The 19,836-nt window shown below is 55.9% G+C and carries 12 protein-coding genes, 1 tRNA gene, 1 rRNA gene and 2 pseudogenes; 8 read left to right on the forward strand and 8 right to left on the reverse strand.

Annotated features, from left to right (window positions below; genetic code table 11):
• Positions 1-59 precede the first annotated feature (59 nt).
• The 4 genes and pseudogenes from AC1AWD_RS05825 to nrdG all read right to left on the reverse strand — a co-directional run bounded on the left by AC1AWD_RS05825 (position 60) and on the right by nrdG (position 6,855).
• Positions 60-704, reverse strand: a complete 645-nt coding sequence (locus AC1AWD_RS05825; RefSeq protein WP_476564457.1) for a TetR/AcrR family transcriptional regulator — start codon at positions 702-704, stop codon at positions 60-62.
• 263 nt (positions 705-967) lie between these two features.
• Positions 968-4,027, reverse strand: a pseudogene (locus AC1AWD_RS05830) (acyl-CoA dehydratase activase-related protein); the annotation flags it as partial.
• Between the two features lie 39 nt (positions 4,028-4,066).
• A pseudogene (locus tag AC1AWD_RS05835) lies at positions 4,067-5,932 on the reverse strand (acyl-CoA dehydratase activase); the annotation flags it as partial.
• A gap of 221 nt (positions 5,933-6,153) precedes the next feature.
• Positions 6,154-6,855 (reverse strand): anaerobic ribonucleoside-triphosphate reductase activating protein, encoded by a 702-nt coding sequence (gene nrdG / locus AC1AWD_RS05840; RefSeq protein WP_476564459.1) that lies wholly within the window; start codon positions 6,853-6,855, stop codon positions 6,154-6,156.
• 429 nt (positions 6,856-7,284) lie between these two features.
• Between nrdG and AC1AWD_RS05845 the strand changes: the two genes are divergently transcribed.
• Positions 7,285-7,944 (forward strand): class B sortase, encoded by a 660-nt coding sequence (locus AC1AWD_RS05845; protein ID WP_476564461.1) that lies wholly within the window; start codon positions 7,285-7,287, stop codon positions 7,942-7,944.
• Here the strand turns inward: AC1AWD_RS05845 and nrdD are convergent.
• On the reverse strand, positions 7,890-10,280 hold the full coding sequence (gene nrdD, locus AC1AWD_RS05850; RefSeq protein WP_476564463.1) for an anaerobic ribonucleoside-triphosphate reductase: 2,391 nt from the start codon (positions 10,278-10,280) through the stop codon (positions 7,890-7,892). The genes AC1AWD_RS05845 and nrdD overlap by 55 nt on opposite strands.
• A gap of 320 nt (positions 10,281-10,600) precedes the next feature.
• Here nrdD and xseA point away from each other — a divergent pair, with 320 nt between their 5' ends.
• Complete coding sequence (gene xseA, locus AC1AWD_RS05855) at positions 10,601-11,854, forward strand: exodeoxyribonuclease VII large subunit (RefSeq protein ID WP_476564465.1); 1,254 nt, start codon at positions 10,601-10,603, stop codon at positions 11,852-11,854.
• 147 nt (positions 11,855-12,001) lie between these two features.
• The gene (locus AC1AWD_RS05860; RefSeq protein WP_476564467.1) at positions 12,002-12,292 is read left to right on the forward strand and encodes an exodeoxyribonuclease VII small subunit; all 291 of its coding nucleotides are present in this window, start codon (positions 12,002-12,004) and stop codon (positions 12,290-12,292) included.
• Between the two features lie 265 nt (positions 12,293-12,557).
• Here the strand turns inward: AC1AWD_RS05860 and AC1AWD_RS05865 are convergent, their stop codons facing one another.
• Positions 12,558-13,631 carry an endonuclease/exonuclease/phosphatase family protein gene (locus AC1AWD_RS05865; RefSeq protein WP_476564468.1) on the reverse strand — a complete coding sequence of 358 codons (1,074 nt, stop codon included), beginning with the start codon at positions 13,629-13,631 and terminating at the stop codon, positions 12,558-12,560.
• Positions 13,632-13,795: 164 nt separating this feature from the next.
• Here AC1AWD_RS05865 and AC1AWD_RS05870 point away from each other — a divergent pair.
• From AC1AWD_RS05870 to AC1AWD_RS05880, 3 genes are all read left to right on the forward strand, one after another.
• Positions 13,796-13,868 (forward strand) — tRNA-Arg (locus AC1AWD_RS05870).
• Positions 13,869-14,135: 267 nt separating this feature from the next.
• Positions 14,136-15,071, forward strand: a complete 936-nt coding sequence (locus AC1AWD_RS05875) for a cation diffusion facilitator family transporter (RefSeq protein ID WP_476564470.1) — start codon at positions 14,136-14,138, stop codon at positions 15,069-15,071.
• Between the two features lie 92 nt (positions 15,072-15,163).
• Positions 15,164-15,982, forward strand: a complete 819-nt coding sequence (locus AC1AWD_RS05880) for a DUF4391 domain-containing protein (protein ID WP_476564472.1) — start codon at positions 15,164-15,166, stop codon at positions 15,980-15,982.
• A 262-nt stretch (positions 15,983-16,244) separates the two neighbouring features.
• Here AC1AWD_RS05880 and AC1AWD_RS05885 read toward each other — a convergent pair whose 3' ends face one another.
• Positions 16,245-16,706, reverse strand: coding sequence for a very short patch repair endonuclease (locus AC1AWD_RS05885; RefSeq protein ID WP_476564646.1), 462 nt, complete (start codon positions 16,704-16,706; stop codon positions 16,245-16,247).
• Between the two features lie 216 nt (positions 16,707-16,922).
• Here AC1AWD_RS05885 and AC1AWD_RS05890 point away from each other — a divergent pair, with 216 nt between their 5' ends.
• Positions 16,923-17,966 (forward strand): Gfo/Idh/MocA family protein, encoded by a 1,044-nt coding sequence (locus AC1AWD_RS05890; RefSeq protein WP_476564474.1) that lies wholly within the window; start codon positions 16,923-16,925, stop codon positions 17,964-17,966.
• Between the two features lie 257 nt (positions 17,967-18,223).
• Positions 18,224-19,534: a hypothetical protein gene (locus AC1AWD_RS05895; protein WP_476564476.1), complete on the forward strand. Its 1,311-nt coding sequence runs from the start codon at positions 18,224-18,226 to the stop codon at positions 19,532-19,534.
• A 213-nt stretch (positions 19,535-19,747) separates the two neighbouring features.
• Here the strand turns inward: AC1AWD_RS05895 and rrf are convergent.
• A 5S ribosomal RNA gene (gene rrf, locus AC1AWD_RS05900) occupies positions 19,748-19,836 on the reverse strand; the annotation flags it as partial.

The raw sequence follows: 19,836 nt of genomic DNA on the forward strand, positions 1-19,836 counted from the left end.
GATTGATTCTAATTACCAATCGGTAGTTTAACACAGAAGACTCAGCGCAACACGAAGATTCAGCGAAAATCATCCCAAACCGGCGAGGGGAAAATCATCGGCTCCAGATCATGCCACTCCTCATTGAGGTCAACGCCGTCATCCCTCAGCCAGCACAGCTGCACACCATCCATAATTTCCAAAGCACGGCGCACGATCGGGCGCATATTGTCGGCCCAGTCGCCGATCTGCGGCGGAATGCGCCAATCGAACGACGAATAGTATCGCCAAATGTTTTCCATGCGCCCCGCAAATTCGTCATGCAGCGGATGCGCCGGATTGAACGACTCAACCTGCAGCATGGAAAACAGCTGCACCAGCATGCGCCTGCCGGAATTATGATGAACCAGATACCGCAGATACGCAGGGAATCGCAAATCATCGGCAGCGCTGCCCGGCAAACCGGACTGCATGAACTCCTCGACCGTGGCTGCGACATTGTAATTATTCTGATACACCATCGCCAGCATGTTGTCTTTGCTGCGGACATACCGCAGCAGCCCCTGCTTCGTAATACCTACCTCATCGGCGACGTCCTGAATGGAAATGCCGTTATACCCGCGTTCGGAAATCAGCCGAACCGCCGCGCCCAAAATCTCACGGCGTCGCTCTTCGGGCGTTTTGCGTACACGTTTGGCCAAGGCGGCAGGTTCATTCATCGGCATACCCGAAAGTCTACCGCGTCCAAACCGTCACATCAGTACTGATGTGACACTTCCGGCCCCCAAACAAAGAAAACCATGATATCCGTACTGATATGACGGTTCAGAATCCTGCAGGCCTTCAATCCGCTACAACCATATGATTTTACGATTCAGCTCCATCAAGCCTTCACATCGTAAAAACCCTAGGGGAATTACATTCTCAGGCTACCCAGAAGCCCTAAAACGTAAAATCCCTAGGGTTTTTACGAAAATTGGAGGCGAAATCAGCAGGATCCGGCACCGCCGGTTTCGTCGGTCATACCAGTTCCATCATCCAGGCCCGCATTATGCACCTTCTTCGCGGCGGCGATCATCAGCTTGATGCGGTTGAGCTGATTCGCTTCGGAAGCACCCGGATCGTAGTCGATCGAGACGATGTTGGCCTGCGGATACAGGCGGCGGATTTTGCCGAACATGCCACGGCCGGTCACATGGTTGGGCAGGCAGGCGAACGGCTGTGCGCAGATCACATTCGGGCAGCCCTGTTCGATGAGCTCTAGGATTTCCGCGGTCAGCAACCATCCTTCACCGGCCTGCACGCCGATCGAAGTCACTTCGCCGGCCTTCTTGACCAATTCCTCCATGGGCTCGTCCTGCTGGAATTTGCCGTTCGATTTGGCCAGAGCATCGCGCACCGGGGCGAAATAACGGTTCAATCCCCATCGCATCACGGCGTAGGTCAGCGGATTGCCGCCCATGCCGAGATAATGCTCGTTCCAATCGGAAATGTACGGGCGCGTGGTCATGAATTCCATGATGCCCGGCACCACGGCCTCGCAATCCTGCGATTCGATGACGTCGACCACATGATTGTTCGCATCCGGATGGTACTTGACCAGAATCTCGCCGACGACGCCGACCCGTACCTTGCGCGGCATGTCCTTCAACGGCAATGCGTCGAAGCTTTTGACGATTTCGTGCACGAGCGTGCCGTATGGCAGGTACCCCTTGCCGATCTTCTTCGCAGCGGTTTTCGAGAAGCCATGGTGTTCCAGCGTTTCGCGCACGATGGAATCCCACTGCTTGTACAGTGCGTTCGCGCTTCCCGGCTCCGCTTCATACGGGCGCACCCGGTACAGGCATTTCATCAGCAGATCGCCGACGATCAGCGCCTTGACGGCACGATGCAGCAGCGCGGGCGTCGGCGTGAAGCCCGGATTGTCTTCCAGTCCCTGCGTGGAGATCGCCAACACCGGAATCTGCGGATAGCCGGCATCGATCAGCGCCTTACGGATCAGGCCGAAGTAGTTCGTCGCACGGCACATGCCGCCGGTCTGGGTAATGGCAAGCGCGGTTTTGTCCGGATCGTATTTGCCTTCCAGAATCGCACCCACCAACTGGCCGATCACCATGATGGCCGGATAGCATGCGTCGTTGTTGACGTATTTCAAGCCGACTTCGACGTCCTTACGGCTGGCGTGCTCGATGATTTCGAATTTGTAGCCAGCGGAGCGGATGGCCGATTCCACGAGCGAGAAGTGAATCGGGCTCATCTGCGGAGCGACGATCGTGTAATCCTTCTTCATGGACTTGCCGAACGGCACCCTGTTCGCATACTTCGACATGGTGGCCGAGTTATGCGCGGAAACCTTGTGTTTCACGGTCTTTTCGGCGGTCTTGGCAATATCGCCAGCCTGCAAGCCCGCCTTTTCTGCGGCGAGGCGTGCGGCATTCTGCACGGATGCCGTCAGCTTCGGATTATTGCGCATGACGGTGTCAAGCAAAACCTGGCGGCCTGGGGTCGGCGCTTCGGTGCCTGTCTTACGGAAACCGTTCGACTCATCCGAATCACGCCGCGCCTGTTCGAGGGCGGCTTCGGCGGCAGCGAGGCGCGCCTTGGCCTCATCCACTTCAGCCTGTGCGTTTTCGATGGCGGTATCCGTAGAAGAAACCTGCGCTTTACGAGCGTCTGTTTTGTCCGCGTTGGATTCGGCGATGCGCACACGATTCGCTTCACGTTCTTCGACAGCTGCCTTCAACGAGCGCAGTCGAATCTTGGCGGCGCCCAGGTTGGAGACTTCGTCGATTTTGAGCAGCGTGTACACGTCGGCCTTGTCGGCGAGGACTTCGGCGACCTGGTCGGTGGTGATGGCGTCAAGTCCGCAGCCGAATGAGTTGAGCTGCACCAATTCGAGGCCCGGATAGGATGCGACGAAGTTGGCGGCCGCATACAGACGGGAGTGGTACGCCCACTGGTTGGTGACGCGCAGCGGCATCTTGGTGACGTTGCGATCGCCGACGTGGCGGAATCCGTTGGAGTTCTTCGCGCGAGGATCCTTTTCGCCTTCGGAGAGGAATTCGCTCAGGTTGAGCTTCTGCCCCGGCTGCAGTTCGCAGATGGAGTCCTCGGAAAGCACGACCATGCCCAGGGAGCAGATGGTTTCCGGGATGCCGTGGTTGACTTCCGGGTCGATATGGTATGGGCGTCCGGCGAGCACGATGCCACGGCAATCGTGCTCCTTCATGTACGCCAGTGCGCGCAGACCTTCCTGCTGCACGTCATACTTGAACACCTTGTCTTCCGCGTACGCGGCTTTGACGGCCTGTTCAGCCTCTTCGCGGCTGACGTTCGCCCATGCGAATTCCTCAACGATGCGGTCGACCATAAGCTCATGATTGGCCATGTTGAAATAAGGACGCATGTAGCGGATGCCTTCTTCGCGCAGTTCGGGCATGTTCGCACCGATGACGACCGGGTAGTTGGCCACAACCGGGCAGTTGTAGTGGTTGTCGGCGTTCTCCACCAGATTCTCCTCATAGGAGACGCACGGGTAGAAGATCGTCTTGACGCCCTTGTTGAGCAGCCATTTGATATGGCCGTGCACAAGCTTGGCCGGGTAACAGATGTTTTCGGATGCGATCGATTCGATGCCTGTTTCGAACAGTTCGTGGCTGCTTCGGCCGGAGATCACGACTTTGAAGCCGAGACTGGTGAGCAGAGTGAACCAGAACGGGTAGTTCTCGTACATGTTGAGCACGCGCGGAATGCCGATTTCGCCGCGGGTCGCGGCCTTGTCGGTCAGTCGGCGATACGCGAAGCAACGCTTGTACTTGTAGTCGTACAGGTTTGGTCGGTCGGAACGCTGCTTTTTCGCGTCGCCGCCGCGTTCGCAGCGGTTGCCCGTCACATAGCGGGAGCCATCCTGGAAGGTGGTGATGGTCAGCTTGCAGTGGTTCTGACACAGCTTGCACACGTCGCGTTCGGACGTCATCGACAGATTGTCAAGCTCTTCGCCGGAAAGAATATTCGAAACCGTATGCGAAACACCATCAACGACGACGGTGCGGGCGGCGCTGTCGGCAGCACCGGTAGCAGCACCATTGCCATCCGCATCGACGACGGTATCATCAGCGATATCGTCATAATGCATGCGGGCCGTCAAGGCGGCGCCATACGCGCCCATCAGGCCTGCAATATTCGGGCGGGTCACTTCGCGTTCGGTCAGCAGTTCGAAGGCGCGCAGCACGGCATCGTTGAGGAAGGTGCCGCCCTGCACGACGACGGTATCGCCGAGTTCGCCGGAATCACGCAATTTGATGACCTTATACAAGGCGTTGCGCACGACGGAATAGCATAGGCCTGCGGCGATATCTTCCATCGTCGCACCTTCCTTCTGCGCCTGCTTGACGGAGGAGTTCATGAACACCGTACAACGCGAGCCCAAGTCGACCGGATGCGTCGAATTCAAGGCGGCCTGCGTGAATTCTTCAATGGTCAGACCCATGGATTGCGCAAAGGTCTGCAGGAAGGAGCCGCAGCCGGACGAGCAGGCTTCGTTGACGGCGATTGAATCGATGACACCGTCGGTGATGGCCAGATACTTCATGTCCTGCCCACCGATGTCGATGACGGCAGTGACGCCGGGGCTTACCATTTCGGCGCCGCGGTAGTGCGCCATCGTTTCGACGACGCCTTCATCCAAGTGCAGGCCTGTGGTGATGAGGCCTTCGCCGTAGCCGGTTGCGCACGATCGTGCGATATATGCGCCGGCAGGCAGTTCGTTTTGGATGCGCTTGACGATGTTGACGGCGGCGGTCAGTGGGCTGCCTTCATTGGTGGCGTAGCTGGACCAGACGATTTCCCTATCGTCGTTGACCAGTGTCGCCTTGATGGTGGTGGAGCCTGCGTCGATGCCGAGGAAGTGGGGGCCGCGCGCACCTTCCAGCGTGCCGATATGCACGTGTTCGCGATGATGACGCTCGTTGAACGCTTCGCGGTCGGATTCGGTGGGGAACAGCGGCGGCATGGAAGCGGTATTGGCCGGCAGATTGTTGAGATTTTCGAGATCGGCGAGAATGCTGGCGCAGGGGCGCGGTCCGAAGTGTTCGCCGTCGATGTCGATGCCGTCCGGCTCGCCGGCGATCAGGGCAGCGCCGTATGCGACATACAGGTGCGCGTCGGTAGGGACGATGAATTCGTCGACCTTGCCTTCAAGCGCACGATGGAAGGCCTCACGCAATTCGGACATGAAGAACAGCGGACCACCGAGGAAGATGACGGTGCCGTGGATGGGGCGTCCTGATGCGAGGCCTGCAATGGTTTGTGTTGCGACGGCGGTGAAGATGGATGCGGCCAGATCAGGCTTGGCGGCACCGTCGTTGATAAGCGGCTGCAGATCGGTTTTCGCGAAAACGCCGCAGCGTGACGCGATTGGATACAGCGTCTGATACTGCTTGGCCATATCGTTCAGGCCGGAAGCATCAGTGTCGAGCAGCGTTGCCATCTGATCGATGAACGCGCCGGTGCCGCCTGCGCATGATCCGTTCATACGCTGTTCCGGCGTCGGCTTCAAATACGTGATTTTGGCGTCTTCGCCGCCAAGTTCGATGATGACGTCGGCCTGCGGGTATTCCTGGTCGATAGCACGGGTTTCGGCGATGACCTCCTGCACGAACGGTACATGAATGCTGTCGGCGAGTGCAAGACCACCGGAACCGGTGATAGCGAGACGAATCGGCTGTTCGCCGCGGCCGCGCGATTCCAGTTCGGCATGAATGTCTTTGAGCAGGCCTTCGACGGTTGCGCGAACGTTGGCATGGTGACGGCGGTAGTCACAGAACAGTACATCGTTCAGAGAATCCGTCTGGTCGAGGACCACTGCTTTGACGGTGGTCGAACCAATGTCAAGACCTACACGTAACGGCTTCGTATCGTAGCTTGCTGCCACGGTATGAACTGCGTCGCTCATGCACAAACCTCTATCATCTCTTTTCCGGGACGGAACACGTGATCATATGGCGCGTATTGCTCCGCTTCGCCCGGCTGCCCATACCGTAATGTAGTCCTAAGTCCCGTCACAGGACCCGACCTTGTCAGGAATTCCCCGCATAGCGAGAATATGGCGAAGGGTGAAATATCACAGTTTTATATGCCATTCAATGCCGCATGGAAGTCCGATATCGTGGTATGTCAGCTGGCGGCGCCTTCACCGGCGGCGCGCTCATTGCCGTAGATTTCCGGAATGAATCGTTCCTGATCGTGCAGACGCCCCCAAATGACGGGCTTATCGGCTTCCAATGATTTTTGCACGTCGATGATGCGCTGGTTGGAGCTGCCGCGGAATTGCAGCAGCGAATCATGCAATGTTTTGATATACCGACCGTCGACGAGCACGTCAATCACCTGCAGCAGGTCGAGCTTGTCTTGCGTCTCCCCTTCGCGCATCAGCTCTTCCCATGTGTAGCCCGTCCAGCACCAAATGTCTTTGCTGTGGCCGAATCGTTCGCGAATTTTGCGCGCGAGCGGCAGCAGCACGCCAGTATTGAGCATGGGTTCGCCACCAAGGAAGGTGATGCCTTGCACGAAACTTTGGCTTAGATCATCCATGATTCGCGCTTCAAGCGCGTCATCGTATTCGTGACCGGCACGAAAATCCCAGATGGACGAATTAAAACAGCCTTCGCAATGGAATGGGCATCCGGAAACATACAGCGAGCATCGGATGCCTTCGCCATCGGTCATGAGGAACCGCTTGTAGTCGGCGATCATGTTGTGGCTCATGCGGTTATCCCACTGCCCGGCACGCGGATCATTGCACAATCCACTTGGCACAGACGGGCCGCGTCCTTCTTCGCCCCGCGCAAAATCACGAATGGTCATCGACAATGCCATGGTCTTCCCCTTTTACAAACGATTCCACGAAAATAGCAACTTCGACTACGGCAAATTATAGCTGAATTAGCATACCCGATTTACGTCTTCAATAAAAAAGAAAATCATTAACCATTTCCTATATAAATATCTGATTTAAAACATGCCTAAAAAATCGAAATATTTTTAAAATGCGCTATATAAATACGACAACTTATAGCAAGGAACACTCGACAGAGGCAGTTGAATTGCTGATATTTTGGCATATCAAAGTAAGTAAGAATGGCGTCACTCTGTAAAGACGCAAACAGGGCCGTTCTGTCCGTCTTATCTACGCTTCGAGATTGAGGATACGCTTCCGTATCATTTTCAACGGGGAGCGTCTCTTCAACTTTCAGGAGATACAGGCAATGATGCCGGGATTTCTACAACAGCACGATTTTTATTGAGGTGACTCAAAATGGAAAAGACAAGACGCAAGACGCTCACATTGTTGGTGTCCGCGCTGACGTTGGACGCGATGCCGTAAGCCCAATGGCGGCTTACGGCATCGACTATTTCATCATCTACGGGCATGACACGCTCGACGGAACCATGTTCGGATCCCCTGACTATTACCGACAGCAGGATTTCTGGCAGACCCATTCCGAACTCAACATCTACACCGGCGGCGAGCGCCGGACCTATCAGGTCTTCGCCGTGGTGAAGACGCGGATATTGAATGTCGACGAGGATGGTTTTCGCTACTACAACGCCGTCGGTGACCTTTCCGACGGAGATATTCAGACGCTGATTGACTGGCTGAAGGAGAGTGCGGAATACGACATCGGGATCACGTCTGATGTCGACGAGCAGATTCTGATGCCGTCCACGTGCAGCAATCACATCGCGCAGGGGCGTTTTGTCGTGGCAGCGCGGCTGGTGGCACGAAAAATCCTGAAAATTGTCAACGTTGAGGGCGGCCGCCTTGCAGGCGTCTTTCGTGTCCTGATGGGACAACGAGAGGCTTGCAGGCGTCCGCCCTCAATTGTTGCGTATTACGGTATGTTCGGCTGTCACTTGGTTTCGGCGAACCATTCGCGGGTCTCGCCGTCGGACAGCGTCACATGACCGGTCTCGCCGGCCATATGCTTGACGCGGTGCGCGATTTCCTCGTGACGACCGTGCACCATCGGGCGCTGCACCGGATTGCCCAAGTAGCCGCAGGTGCGCTTGGTCACGTTGCACTTGTCCGGATCGGCATTGCCGCATTCGGGGCACTTGAAGCCTTCGTCGGTTGGTTCGAAGTCGCCTTGGAAGCCGCAGACGAAGCAGTGGTCAATCGGCGTATTGGTGCCCAGGTAGCCGATGCCGATGCCGTACGCGTAATCCCACACTGCTTCCAACGCCTTCGGGTTGGCCTGCAGGCACGGGAATTCGCAGTAGTTGATGAAGCCGCCGGACGCGTAGTACGGGAAGTCCTTCTCGTAGTCGAGCTTCTCCATCGGGGTCGGCTGCAGCCACACCGGGTAGTGGAAGGAGTTGGTGTAGAAGTCGTGGTCGGTGACGCCTTCGACTTCGCCGAACTTCTCGTGATCCATGCGGTTGAAGCGGTCTGTGAGGGATTCGGCCGGGGTGGAGTACACGGAATAGTGGTAGCCTTCGGCCTTGCTCCATTCCTTGCACAGCTCGTTCATGCGTTTGACGATAGACAGGGCGAATTCCTTGCCGTCCTCATCCCAGCTGTGGTCGCGCATCCAATCCTTGCCGTAGAACACGGCGGTCGTCTCGTACAAGCCGATATAGCCCAGCGACACAGTGGCACGCTCGTTGCGGAACAGCTGGTCGACGTTCTCGTTGGCACCGAGACGGCCGAACGCACCGTAACGGAACAGAGTCGGGGCATTGACCGGGGTAGCCTGTTTGCAGCGCATGATACGGAACTGCAGCGCCTGATGGGCGATTTCCATGCGCTCTTCGAAGATTCGCCAGAAACGGTCCTTGTCGCCGTGGGATTCCAGCGCGATGCGCGGCACGTTCACGGTGACGACGCCGAGGTTCATACGACCGTCTTCAACGTCCTCGCCGGTCTTCGGATCAATCCAGCCCTGCAGGAAGGAGCGGCAGCCCATCGGAGCCTTAAAGCTGCCGGTGATCTTGACGATGTTGTCGTAGAACACGACATCCGGATACATGCGCTTGGTGGCGCATTCGAGTGCAAGCTGCTTCAGATCGTAGTTCGGGTCACCCGGATCGGCGTTGACGCCATGCTTGATGGTGAACACCAGCTTCGGGAAGATGGCGGTGTGACGGTCCTTACCCAGACCACGAATACGGTTGAGCAGAATGGCACGCTGGATTTCGCGGGCGAACCAGCTGGTGCCCAAGCCGAAGCCAACGGTGACGAACGGGGTCTGGCCGTTGGACACACGGTTGGAGTTAATCTGGTATTCCATGGTCTGCATGGCATCGTAGATGGCCTTGCGGGTCATGATCTTCGCATAAACCTCGCGAAGCTGCTCCAATTCCGGCAGATTCTCGTCGAACGGCTCGTCCGCCGGCAGCGGATCACGGTTTTCGAAATGCAGCCAACGCGGCTCCTGGGCCTTCAGCCCGCTCACCATGGCTTCGGCCACTTCGACCGGCGTGGAATCCGGAATCATGGCATGGGCCATGTCCATGTTCTTCACATAGTCGCGCTTGGCATACTCTTCAAGCATTTCGTCGGCGCGGTTCACGGTCTGTCCGCCATACTGGGCGCCGGCAATATCCTTGATGATCTGAGTGATCTGCGTGGAGGCAGTGCCGATGGACTTCGGGGAGTCCATCATCGCATTGCCCAATGCAAAACCGTGCTTCAACATGTCACCGAAATCAGGCAGCGAACAGTTGTTCATGGAAGTGAACGGCGAATAATCGGCGTCGTGGAAGTGAATGTCGCCCTTCATGTGGGCGTTGGACACGACCTCCGGCAGCATGGAGAAGGCGGACGCCTTTGACACGGCGCCGGCTAGCAAATCGCGCTGCGTGGCGTACACGTTGGAATCCTTGTTGGCGTTTTCGCGCACGAGGGATTCATCACGGTTGATCAGTCGGCTCACCGCTTCGTTGATATCGGTGGCCTTGGCGCGTTCGATGTCTTTGTTCAGACGATAGTTGGTGTAGGTGCGGGCGACCTCATACAGGTGATTGTCAATCAGGCCATGCTCCACAAGATTCTGAATGTCTTCGATTTTGGCCGGTCCGTTGTAACGTTCGCGTATCTCGCCTTCCACCTGGTCGGCAAGCTCGCGGATCATGCGCTCTTCTTCCGGACCGACCTTCTTGTCAAGATCGGCGAAAGCGGACTTGACTGCGTTGATGATGTTGATCGGATCGAAATCGACAATACGGCCGTCACGCTTCTCGACCATCACCTTGCCAGAGGCGATGTCGACACTAGCTTCATCCAGAACCAGAGTGTCCATTTCGTTTCCTTTCCGGGCCGAATGTCGCAACGTCCGACCGATATATTTTCCTCGTCTCATCACTCGGTGCGGCATCGTCACCACGATGCCGCACCGAGCTTCTTAGCGTACTGTACGCCAGCCACCCCACTATATTTAGGGTCGCCACGCCGAAAAGAAACTACATATGGTGTTTTCGGCTTGATTTCGCCAAAAAATAATTATGTGAGCTACACCACAAAAGCAAGCTTCGGCGAGTCGTTTGACGTTCCACCGACAATCGTTATCCCACAACCTTGCCGCGCAACTTCTTGTCCGTCTCGTGGGAGAATCTGGAATGCATGAATACAGTGCCAAAGCCCCTTGACCAACTACCTCGCATGGCAGGCGAAACCACCGTGGATAATCCATGGCCGGTCAGTCTACTGAGCGAAAAGTTCTACAACGCCGTGGAACGCTGGCCTTCCGTGTGGGTTGAAGGCCAGATCACCCAGATCAACACACGACGTGCAGGCTCCGCATACATCACGCTACGTGACGACTTCCAAGACATCGCCATGGAAGTCAATGGCTTCGGCCAATTCGCAGCAACCGCTACGCACTTCGTCCAAGGCGACCGCGTCGTCATCCACGGCAAACCGAATCTATGGATGAAACGCACTTCCCTATCGTTGCGCGGCGATGTCATCGTACGTGCCGGCGGAGGCGGCAGTCTGAAAGAAATGATCGACGAACTGCGCAAAAAGCTCAAGGGCGAAGGCCTGTTCGACACGGAAAACAAAATCCCATTGCCGGAATTCCCCAAATGCATCGGCCTTATCTGCGCGCCGCAAGCCCGCGCCGAAGGCGACGTCGTCACCAACGTACGACTGCGCTGGCCAGTTGTCAATTTCAAAATCATGCACGTTCACGTACAAGGCGAACAGTGCCCGGGCGACGTCATCAAAGCAATCCAAACAATGGATGCCGATCCCGACGTCGACGTTATCATCGTGGCACGCGGCGGCGGCGCCTTCGAGGATCTCATCGGATTCTCCGACGAAGGCGTCGTACGCGCTACGGCCGCATGCGAAACGCCAATCATTTCCGCCATCGGACACGAAGACGACTGGACGCTTATCGATCTGGCCGCCGACCTGCGCGCATCCACGCCAACGGATGCCGCCAAAAAAGTCGTGCCCGACGTGCGCGAACAACAGCAACTGGTCGATAATGCTCTCCAGCGCATGCGTATGCGCATCGACGCTCGAGTCAGCAACGAAACCCGACTTATCGAAGGCTACGCGAATCGCCCCAGCCTCACGCAGCCGCACACCATGTTGGAGCCGCATCAGCGACTTATCGACGATTCCATCCAGCGAATGCGCATCGGCCTGACGCGCATTCTTGACGACGCCGCCCTGACCATTGAAAAATCACATGCATCACTGACCGCGCTCAGCCCGCAGTCGACATTGAACCGCGGCTACGCCGTCGTGCAAACCGCCGACGGGCACGTATTGGATGACGCCGGCGCAATCGAAGCCGGCGACAGCATCACCGTCACGCTGAAGCGTGGCGTCATCGTCGCGGAAGCGAAAAACGTAGACGCATAACAGTGGATGCATAACAGTGAACACAAGCCGCATGAACTGCAGTCAGCCGAAAAATGTCATATCCGTACTGATATGACGAAAAAGCTCGACAAGGCAAATAATCAAATACGTACAACATATAAGCAGCAGCACAACAAAGGAAACATCATGGCAGACAACACCGAAACCACCGCAGCATCCAGCCTGACCGACAAAGAGCGTGAAGCCATCGCACAGATGCCGTACGAGGAGGCTCGCGACAAGCTCATTCAGGCCGTGCAGGCGTTGGAGGCCGGCGGACTGAATCTCGACCAGTCGATGCGTCAATGGGAAATCGGCGAAGCCCTCGCCAAGCGCGCGCAGTCACTGCTGGGCGAAGTGCGGGCCAAGCTTGACGCGGCGCAAGCCGAACAGGCTGGCGCCGCAGAAACCGCAGGGACCCAGTCGAATCTCGACTGATTCACAGTCCGACCCAACTTGCATCGCATAACCGGTTTGATCGGCTTAATTGGTTCGACCGGCTCAACCGGTTTCACTGGTTGCACCTGGTTCGACTGAGGTTATGACTGGTTCGAATGGTCCGAATGGTCCGATCAACTTGAACTAATCTTGGCTCAACGCTTTGCAGCATTCTACAGGAGGCGACCTCGCACAAAGAGGACGGCAACCCTACGAAGATGCCGTCCTCTTTCTTGTTTCCTCATATTTTTTATTGTCGCCCCAGTCACACTGCGACCGTCGTCAGCAACGCCTTATGATCAGAGCCAGGAATCTCCAATGTTTTCGTCTGTCCGGCTTGCATGCCCTGATCAATCACCACATGATCGATGCCGGCAAAAGCGGGCGTCCAAGCACGATCGGCCGGCCAAGTAAAAGCGAAACCATGCGCCGACGCCTTCGCAGCATCCTGAAAACGATCTCCCAAGAACATGCGAAACGGCGTGTGGTCATCCGTCGCATTGAAATCGCCCATAAACACGTATCGCGTACTCGTATCGGAACGCATCCGCGCCAGCTCATCCAGCGAATGCTTCCATTGTTTCCAATACCCCGGCACCGGCGCCGTCGTATGCACCGACACAAAACGCACAGGCTTCGTGCCATCTTCGAACGCGACCGTACCGCCCGGCATAAAGGACGCGCTTGAATCGACGTCATCATCCGACGGGTCAGACAACGGCGTCGCCGACCAAATCCCGTTGCCATACACGCCGTCTGAACTCGACACTTGCGCATATGGCAGATAATCGCCGATTCCAGCAGCATTCAACGCATCAATAAACTCGTCGGAAGTTTCCTGCAATGCCAGCACTTCCACGCGCTCATCACGCACAGCGTCGACGATCGACTGTGCATCGGCCGCGCCACGATACACATTGCAGGTCATCACGCGCGCATACGAATCGCCCGTATTCGCGGACGCGCCGCCCACTGCGGCAATCGCCTCATCCGAAAGTTGATCTTGCATGGCGAAAAACGGATACTGCCACCATGCTTGCAAGCCAATCGCCAGAATCGCCGTCAACGCGATAAACCAGCGGCGTGAAACGAACGCCAAAATCAGAGCGGCAGCCGACAAAAGCGTAAACCAAGGCGTCGCCGACACAATAATCGGAATGTATGGTAACGCTTGCAATTCAGACGGCAGCGCACGGCACAATGTGCACAGCAGCGCGGTAAGTCCGAAGATTCCCGCAAGTGCGCCGGCAATACGGTGACGTTTACGGCCCGCTCCAGACTTTCGCCCTTGTGCGGCAGGTGAAGCCGCCTTTCTCGCCGCGGATGCTGCTCTCGACATCACGCCCGCCTTTCATACGATTGAAGTTGCCGATAAGCCCCCTACCATAGCGCATTTCGTTTGACGAAAGCGTGAATCCACAGGGCTCACGGAGACTTATGCACGGAATCGACACGACGCGAATGGCGGAGAACATACAAAAGCGTGTACAATAAAACGTCGTTGCCCGGGTAGCTCAGTGGATAGAGCACCGCTCTCCTAAAGCGGGTGTCGCGCGTTCGAATCGCGTCTCGGGCACTTTTCTTTTCCTTCATCCTCTCCTCTTCCCGCCGCTGATTCCGTTCACGCTTCCCATTCTTACGTCGCCGTCGTCTATCTTGCGGCACAAACCGGAGCAAACCAAACCATCTCCCATGACGAGTCCGACATAAAACCGAACAATTCCACGAGCCCCGCCAAACATTCAGCCGGCAGATTGACAACGTTGATGTTTCAGCATTTTGCGGGATATAGTCGGAGTCGTTCATCAGCTTAGACGCGGTACACAAAGAAGGCGAAAACACAATGACGCACAATCACAATGCAACCGCAACGCAAACCGGCAAGGAGCATCAAAACCGACTGCTGCTTACGTTATGTGCAACCGTCACCGTCTTTTTGGCTGAGGTCATTGGCGCCGTTGTCACAGAATCGTTGGCGTTGCTGGTCGACGCCGGTCACATGATGACTGACATGTCCGTATTGGCCGCCTCCGCCATCACCGCGATTCTGATGCGGCGCAAGCCAAACACCACACGCACATGGGGCTGGGCCAGATTGGAAGTCATTACCGCTGCCGGAGGCGCGCTGGTATTGCTAATGGTCGGCATTTATGCGCTTATCGAAGCGGTGGCGCGTCTATTCACCAATCATCCTGGCAATGATATCCACAGCCCGAATCTGCTGCTGTTTTTCGGTATTCTCGGTCTTGCCGCAAATATTATTTCGATTCTTGTGTTGTCCGCGCAGTCTCATGACAATATGAACATGCGCGCCGCCTTTTTGGAAGTGTTGAACGATGCGCTCGGATCGGTTGCCGTCGTCATTTCCGCAAGTGTAATGATGTTGACAGGCTGGCAAGGATTTGACGCCATCGCTGGCGGCCTGATTGCTTTGCTCATGATTCCTCGCGCAATTCATTTACTTATTCAGGCTATGCGAGTGCTGTTGGAGCAGACGCCGGAAGGCTTGAATTTGGATGAAGTGCGCGCGCATTTGGAATCGGTTGAGCATGTGATTGCCGTTCATGATTTGCATGCAAGCACTGTATCGACAGGAATGCCGATTTTGACCGCCCATATTGTGGTGGAGCGTGGATTGAATATGGAGGAAGCGGCGCAGATTCTCGCTTGTCTGCAGGATTGTCTGCGTGAACATTTTCCCGTTTCCGTGCCTCATACCACATTCCAATTGGAGCCGGAAGGCTATGAGACCCCCAGCAAAGAACAATTGCATTCGTAATTTTTATTGCCGCAGCTTTATAATGCTGGACTTTGCTTTCCATATTGATTACAGTGCGAAGCAAAACCGATACTGGTGGAAGGAAGTCGACGATGACCATTGCTTCATGCGGATCCGTGAATGCGCTGACCATGTCCCTGCCTGCAGCAACCTCGGTTCCTGCTCAAAAGGCAACGCTGCCGAAAGGATTATTCGTCGCAAAAATACCCGTTTCCGCCAAAATCAAGCAACATCTCACCTATGACATCAGCAGCATCACTATGCTATCGCTGCTGCGTCCTGCAAATACCGGACTGCAAAACGGAAAACGTATTCCTGAAATTCTTATTATCGGATTGCGTTTGTCTGCTGAATCCTCGCAAATTCCGCGCGAAATCATTGAATTGATTGCGATGCAGCGTAAATCCGGCATCATATTTGTTTGTGTTCGTGATGCCCGTGACGCGGAAGGCAATATTATTAACGGCATGGAAGAATGCACGTTCGCCGTACGACGTGCGCTCCCCTGCCGCCCCGGACACACGCCGACATATACGATTTTCACATCTGCATGGAAGCCCGCATCTGAAGCGATGCTGCGATTCCCGGATTTGGATGCGGTTGGTGAGGCTGGTGACGGTGCCGCTGGTGTTGCCTGTGACGCCGCGGGCGATACCAGCAATCAGGGTGCAATCGCCAGTATTGATGATTTATGGGAATCCTTCTGTTCTCAAATCATTTTCGGCGTCGACTATGCAGATCCGGCCAATTTGGATGCCCGCATCACACGCAGCATGCAAATCAGCAAGTTGGAAGCGGAAATCGCCAAACTCACCGCGAATCATCAGCGCGCGAAAAGCACGGAACAGCGTAACGAAATCTTCGCCAAACTCCACAAAGCAAAGCAGCAACTTGAAGCGCTTAAGGCGTAGGGACGCGGGGCACGTGCGGAGGCACGTGGTTTGTGACTGAATGCAAAGACCACACCGCACCTGGCCTCCGAAAACCGTCGGAGATGCGACCGGCTGCGACTGAATGGGGAGGTCACAACGTCTGCGCCCTCCGCATTCAGTCGCGAAGATGCCTGTTTGCGACGGTTTGCGGAGGCCACACCACACCTGACCTCCCCGTTCCATCGCAAAACAGCCCATTCGCGACGGTTTGCGGAGGCCACACTGCCCACATCCTCCGCATTCAGTCGCGGGTGGACGTATCAGTGTCGACGATCTGATGGTAAAGGCGTTCCAGACGATCCTGGCGCGTCGCTTTAGCGAGTTCACATTCCCATACGACGATTACGCGCCAGCCCATCGCCTCCAATTCGGCATGCTGTCGAATGTCGCGATCATGGTTACGCATTAATTTCGCGCTCCAGAATTCGACGTTCGACTTCGGCATGGAGTGTTTCGAGCAACCTTCATGCATATGCCAAAAGCATCCATTGACGAACACAACCGTATGATATTTCGGCAGCGTCACATCAGGATGCCCCGGGTACCGCTTGTCGTTCTTACGGAACCGCAATCCTCGCGAAAACAAGTAACGTCGCACCATCATTTCGATGGAGGTGTCTTTGCCGCGAATGCGCGACATCGTGTAGCTGCGCGTACCGCGCTCGTATTTGCTCGTCGCGTCCTGTCCGTTCCTTACCGTCATGATGACATCATGATAGGCGATGACATCGCAATACGCCATGCGATGCCATATGTCGCCCTATGTCGCCGCAAACGACGGCCGAAGCACAGCCGATGCGTTTGCGCCCGGCGCCGATGCGCGTAATCTGATAATCACGTATATACGCTCTTCACGCGGCATCATATGTGAAACATTATGTGAAACATACTGTGGAAGAGCAGACGCAAGGAGGAACGCATGAGCAGACTGAACGGCAAGCGTGCCGAGGCCGAACGCGACGGTCTCAAAGTCAACGTCGCGATTCTGGGCGCCGGCGGCATCGCCCATCTGATGGCGCAAACGCTGGTCAAGATGGAAGCCGACCCACGCTATGAGAATCTGGTGGCGTTATACGCCGTCGCCGCCCGCGACGGCGAGCGCGCCGAAGCCTTTGCCGCACAATACAATATTCCGGTGTCCTACGGCTCCTATGATGAGTTGATGGCCGATCCGAACGTGGATCTCGTGTACATCGCCACCCCTCACTCCATGCATGCCGAACAAGGCATCGCCTGCTTGAAGGCCGGCAAGAATGTTCTGGTTGAGAAATCGTTCACCGGTAACGCCAAGCAGGCCGAAGAGCTGCTGAAGGTCGCGCATGAAACCGGTTTGTTGTGCACCGAGGCCATTTGGACGCGTTATATGCCGTCGCGCAGGATAATCAACGATCTTGTCGCTTCCGGCGTGATCGGCGAAGTCCAGGCCGTTAACGCAAATCTGTGCTATCCGGTGTGGAAGAAGCAGCGCATGTATGATCCTGAGCTGGCTGGCGGCGCTCTGCTTGACGTCGGCGTGTACCCGATCAATTTCATCGACATGGTGTTGGAAAACCGCAAGCTCGACCATTTCGCAACGTCAATGATTCCGTATGAAACCGGCGTGGACGCGCAGAACAACATGACGTTCTACTATGAGGACGGCACGACCGCCGTCGCTTACAGCTCGATGATGAACGCATCGGACCGTTACGGCTTTATTTACGGTCCGAAGGGCTATATCGCCTGCCAGAACATCAATAACGTCGAAGCGATTGACGTGTATGACGTCAATCATCAGGTCGTCGCACATTACGATGTGCCGGAACAGCTGACCGGCTACGAATATGAAGTCGCCTCCGCTGCGAACGCGATTCTTGATGGCCGTCTTGAATGCGAAGAGATGCCTCATGCCGACACGATGCGCATTATGCGTCTGATGGATTCGATTCGCGACACCTGGGGCATGCGTTACCCGTTCGAGTGATCGCGAATTCCGGGATTCGCAGATGCGCGGTTCCCGGATCCTCGGATCGACGCCCCGGACAGAGCGGCCTCATGACGGTTCCGATGGTTCACCGTCATGAGGCCGCTCTGTATTTGCGTATTCGCAATCCCCTGCCGGCGTATATGGCATATATGCATCCACGTATACAATGAATCCGCAATGATGTTGGAGACATCCGAAATATCGACAGAAGCATCAATCCACAGCCATCAATTTCACAATCAGTCGGGAACCTCATGACAGACAATATGCAACATGTGAATCTGCGCCAAGAATTCGATGATTTGAATGATTTCATCAATAATGGCTGGCTGGCATCCTGTGAATTCGATGGTCCGACGTTCCTATGGCATCATCTGATTCGCGAAACATCCGAACAGACGAACGCAGACCGGCAGGACATGCCTGTTGCTTCCCCGCACGATGCCGAAATGGTGATTCGTCTGCCCATGCAATGGTATTTCGATTCGATGACGTCCATTGTGCCGACGGCTGTACGAACCGAAGACGGCGTGGAAATGCCGCGTATCGACATGCCGACATTTCATATGGATTCACAGGCGTTATCCGGCGTGGACGCCGTCGTCGGCAATGCGCTGATGAGCACGCGTTGGACGGAAGCGGCCGCAAATTTGGCGACGGCCATTGCCTTGACCGCGAAATTCGTTGGTAATGTCGCCGACCGCGACAATGAGGGCTTCGATTATTTGAAAGAACTGATTCAAAACACGCGTCTGTACTTGGATTCAGTGGCCTGTCATGCGGATCCGATGACCGGCGAGGCCGCATTACGCACGATCACACAGGTTGCCTGCAATGAGGATTTCCGCCTCAATCCGATGCAGATGATCGAATTGCTGTCGTGCTGTCTGTCGTTTGCGCAATGGGATGATACGAGCATGTTCGCATATGATGCGTTGAATAAGGCGCTTGCGACGATGGATGCACTGCTTGCCGACCCCGCTTTTGGCGGCCTTGCGGGCGATGATGCTGGCAACGTTGGCAGCGGCGCCGTAATGAATATTTCAGATGAAGAATTGGCTGCAATGATTGGGCCTATGCCTGACTTGAGCGCAGATTTGAATGCAGACTTGAATGCCGATTCCGCAGCGGGCGACATGTTGGAGGATCCACGTGCAGTCGCGGAAAGCGTGAGGACACAGTTTGAACGGTCAATCCAATTTTTGCGTCACGATTTGATGCGTGTGAGCGGCGACGCCGCTGGAGCCGATCGTTTCCTGTTTGAGCACCATACAACCGAGCCTCTTGCGGATGCGTATGCCGCCCGATTGTGGGCAGCCGAACGTTGGGACGACTTGCTTGACTTCATTGATTTGGTGGAGCGTGATAGCCCCAATCAGGCGACGCTGATGTTTCCTGAGGAATTGGTGCCGTACGAATGGGAAAGCCTTCGCGAGGCCATTTATGAAATGCAGAATCGTCGTGATGAATTGTGCGAGATCTACCGGGAACGTCTCGACGACACCTTCGACGTCAATACCGACCGTAATCGCATGCTTCTCGAAGCCTGGCAGCAACAACGGTAGGACATTCCAACACGTTATCTCGGTACTGATGTTGGTGCCGGAAGCCATGGGAACGTCGCAACAGTCCGGTCATGACGGAACAGGCGCCGGACGGGACCCTGAACCGTCACACCGGGCACCGGTACCGTCGTGACGGTTTCCGGGGACCGGGAAAGAGCCCGGTAACGGGAAAGGCCCCGTGGCGTGAGCCACGGGGCCTCCCCCTAACGATGAATGCGGCGGCGTGCTACTCTCCCACACCCTCCCGGGTGCAGTACCATCGCCGTGCCAGGTCTTAGCTTCCGGGTTCGGAATGGGACCGG

The sequence above is a fragment of the Bifidobacterium sp. LH_512 genome, from assembly GCF_056356435.1.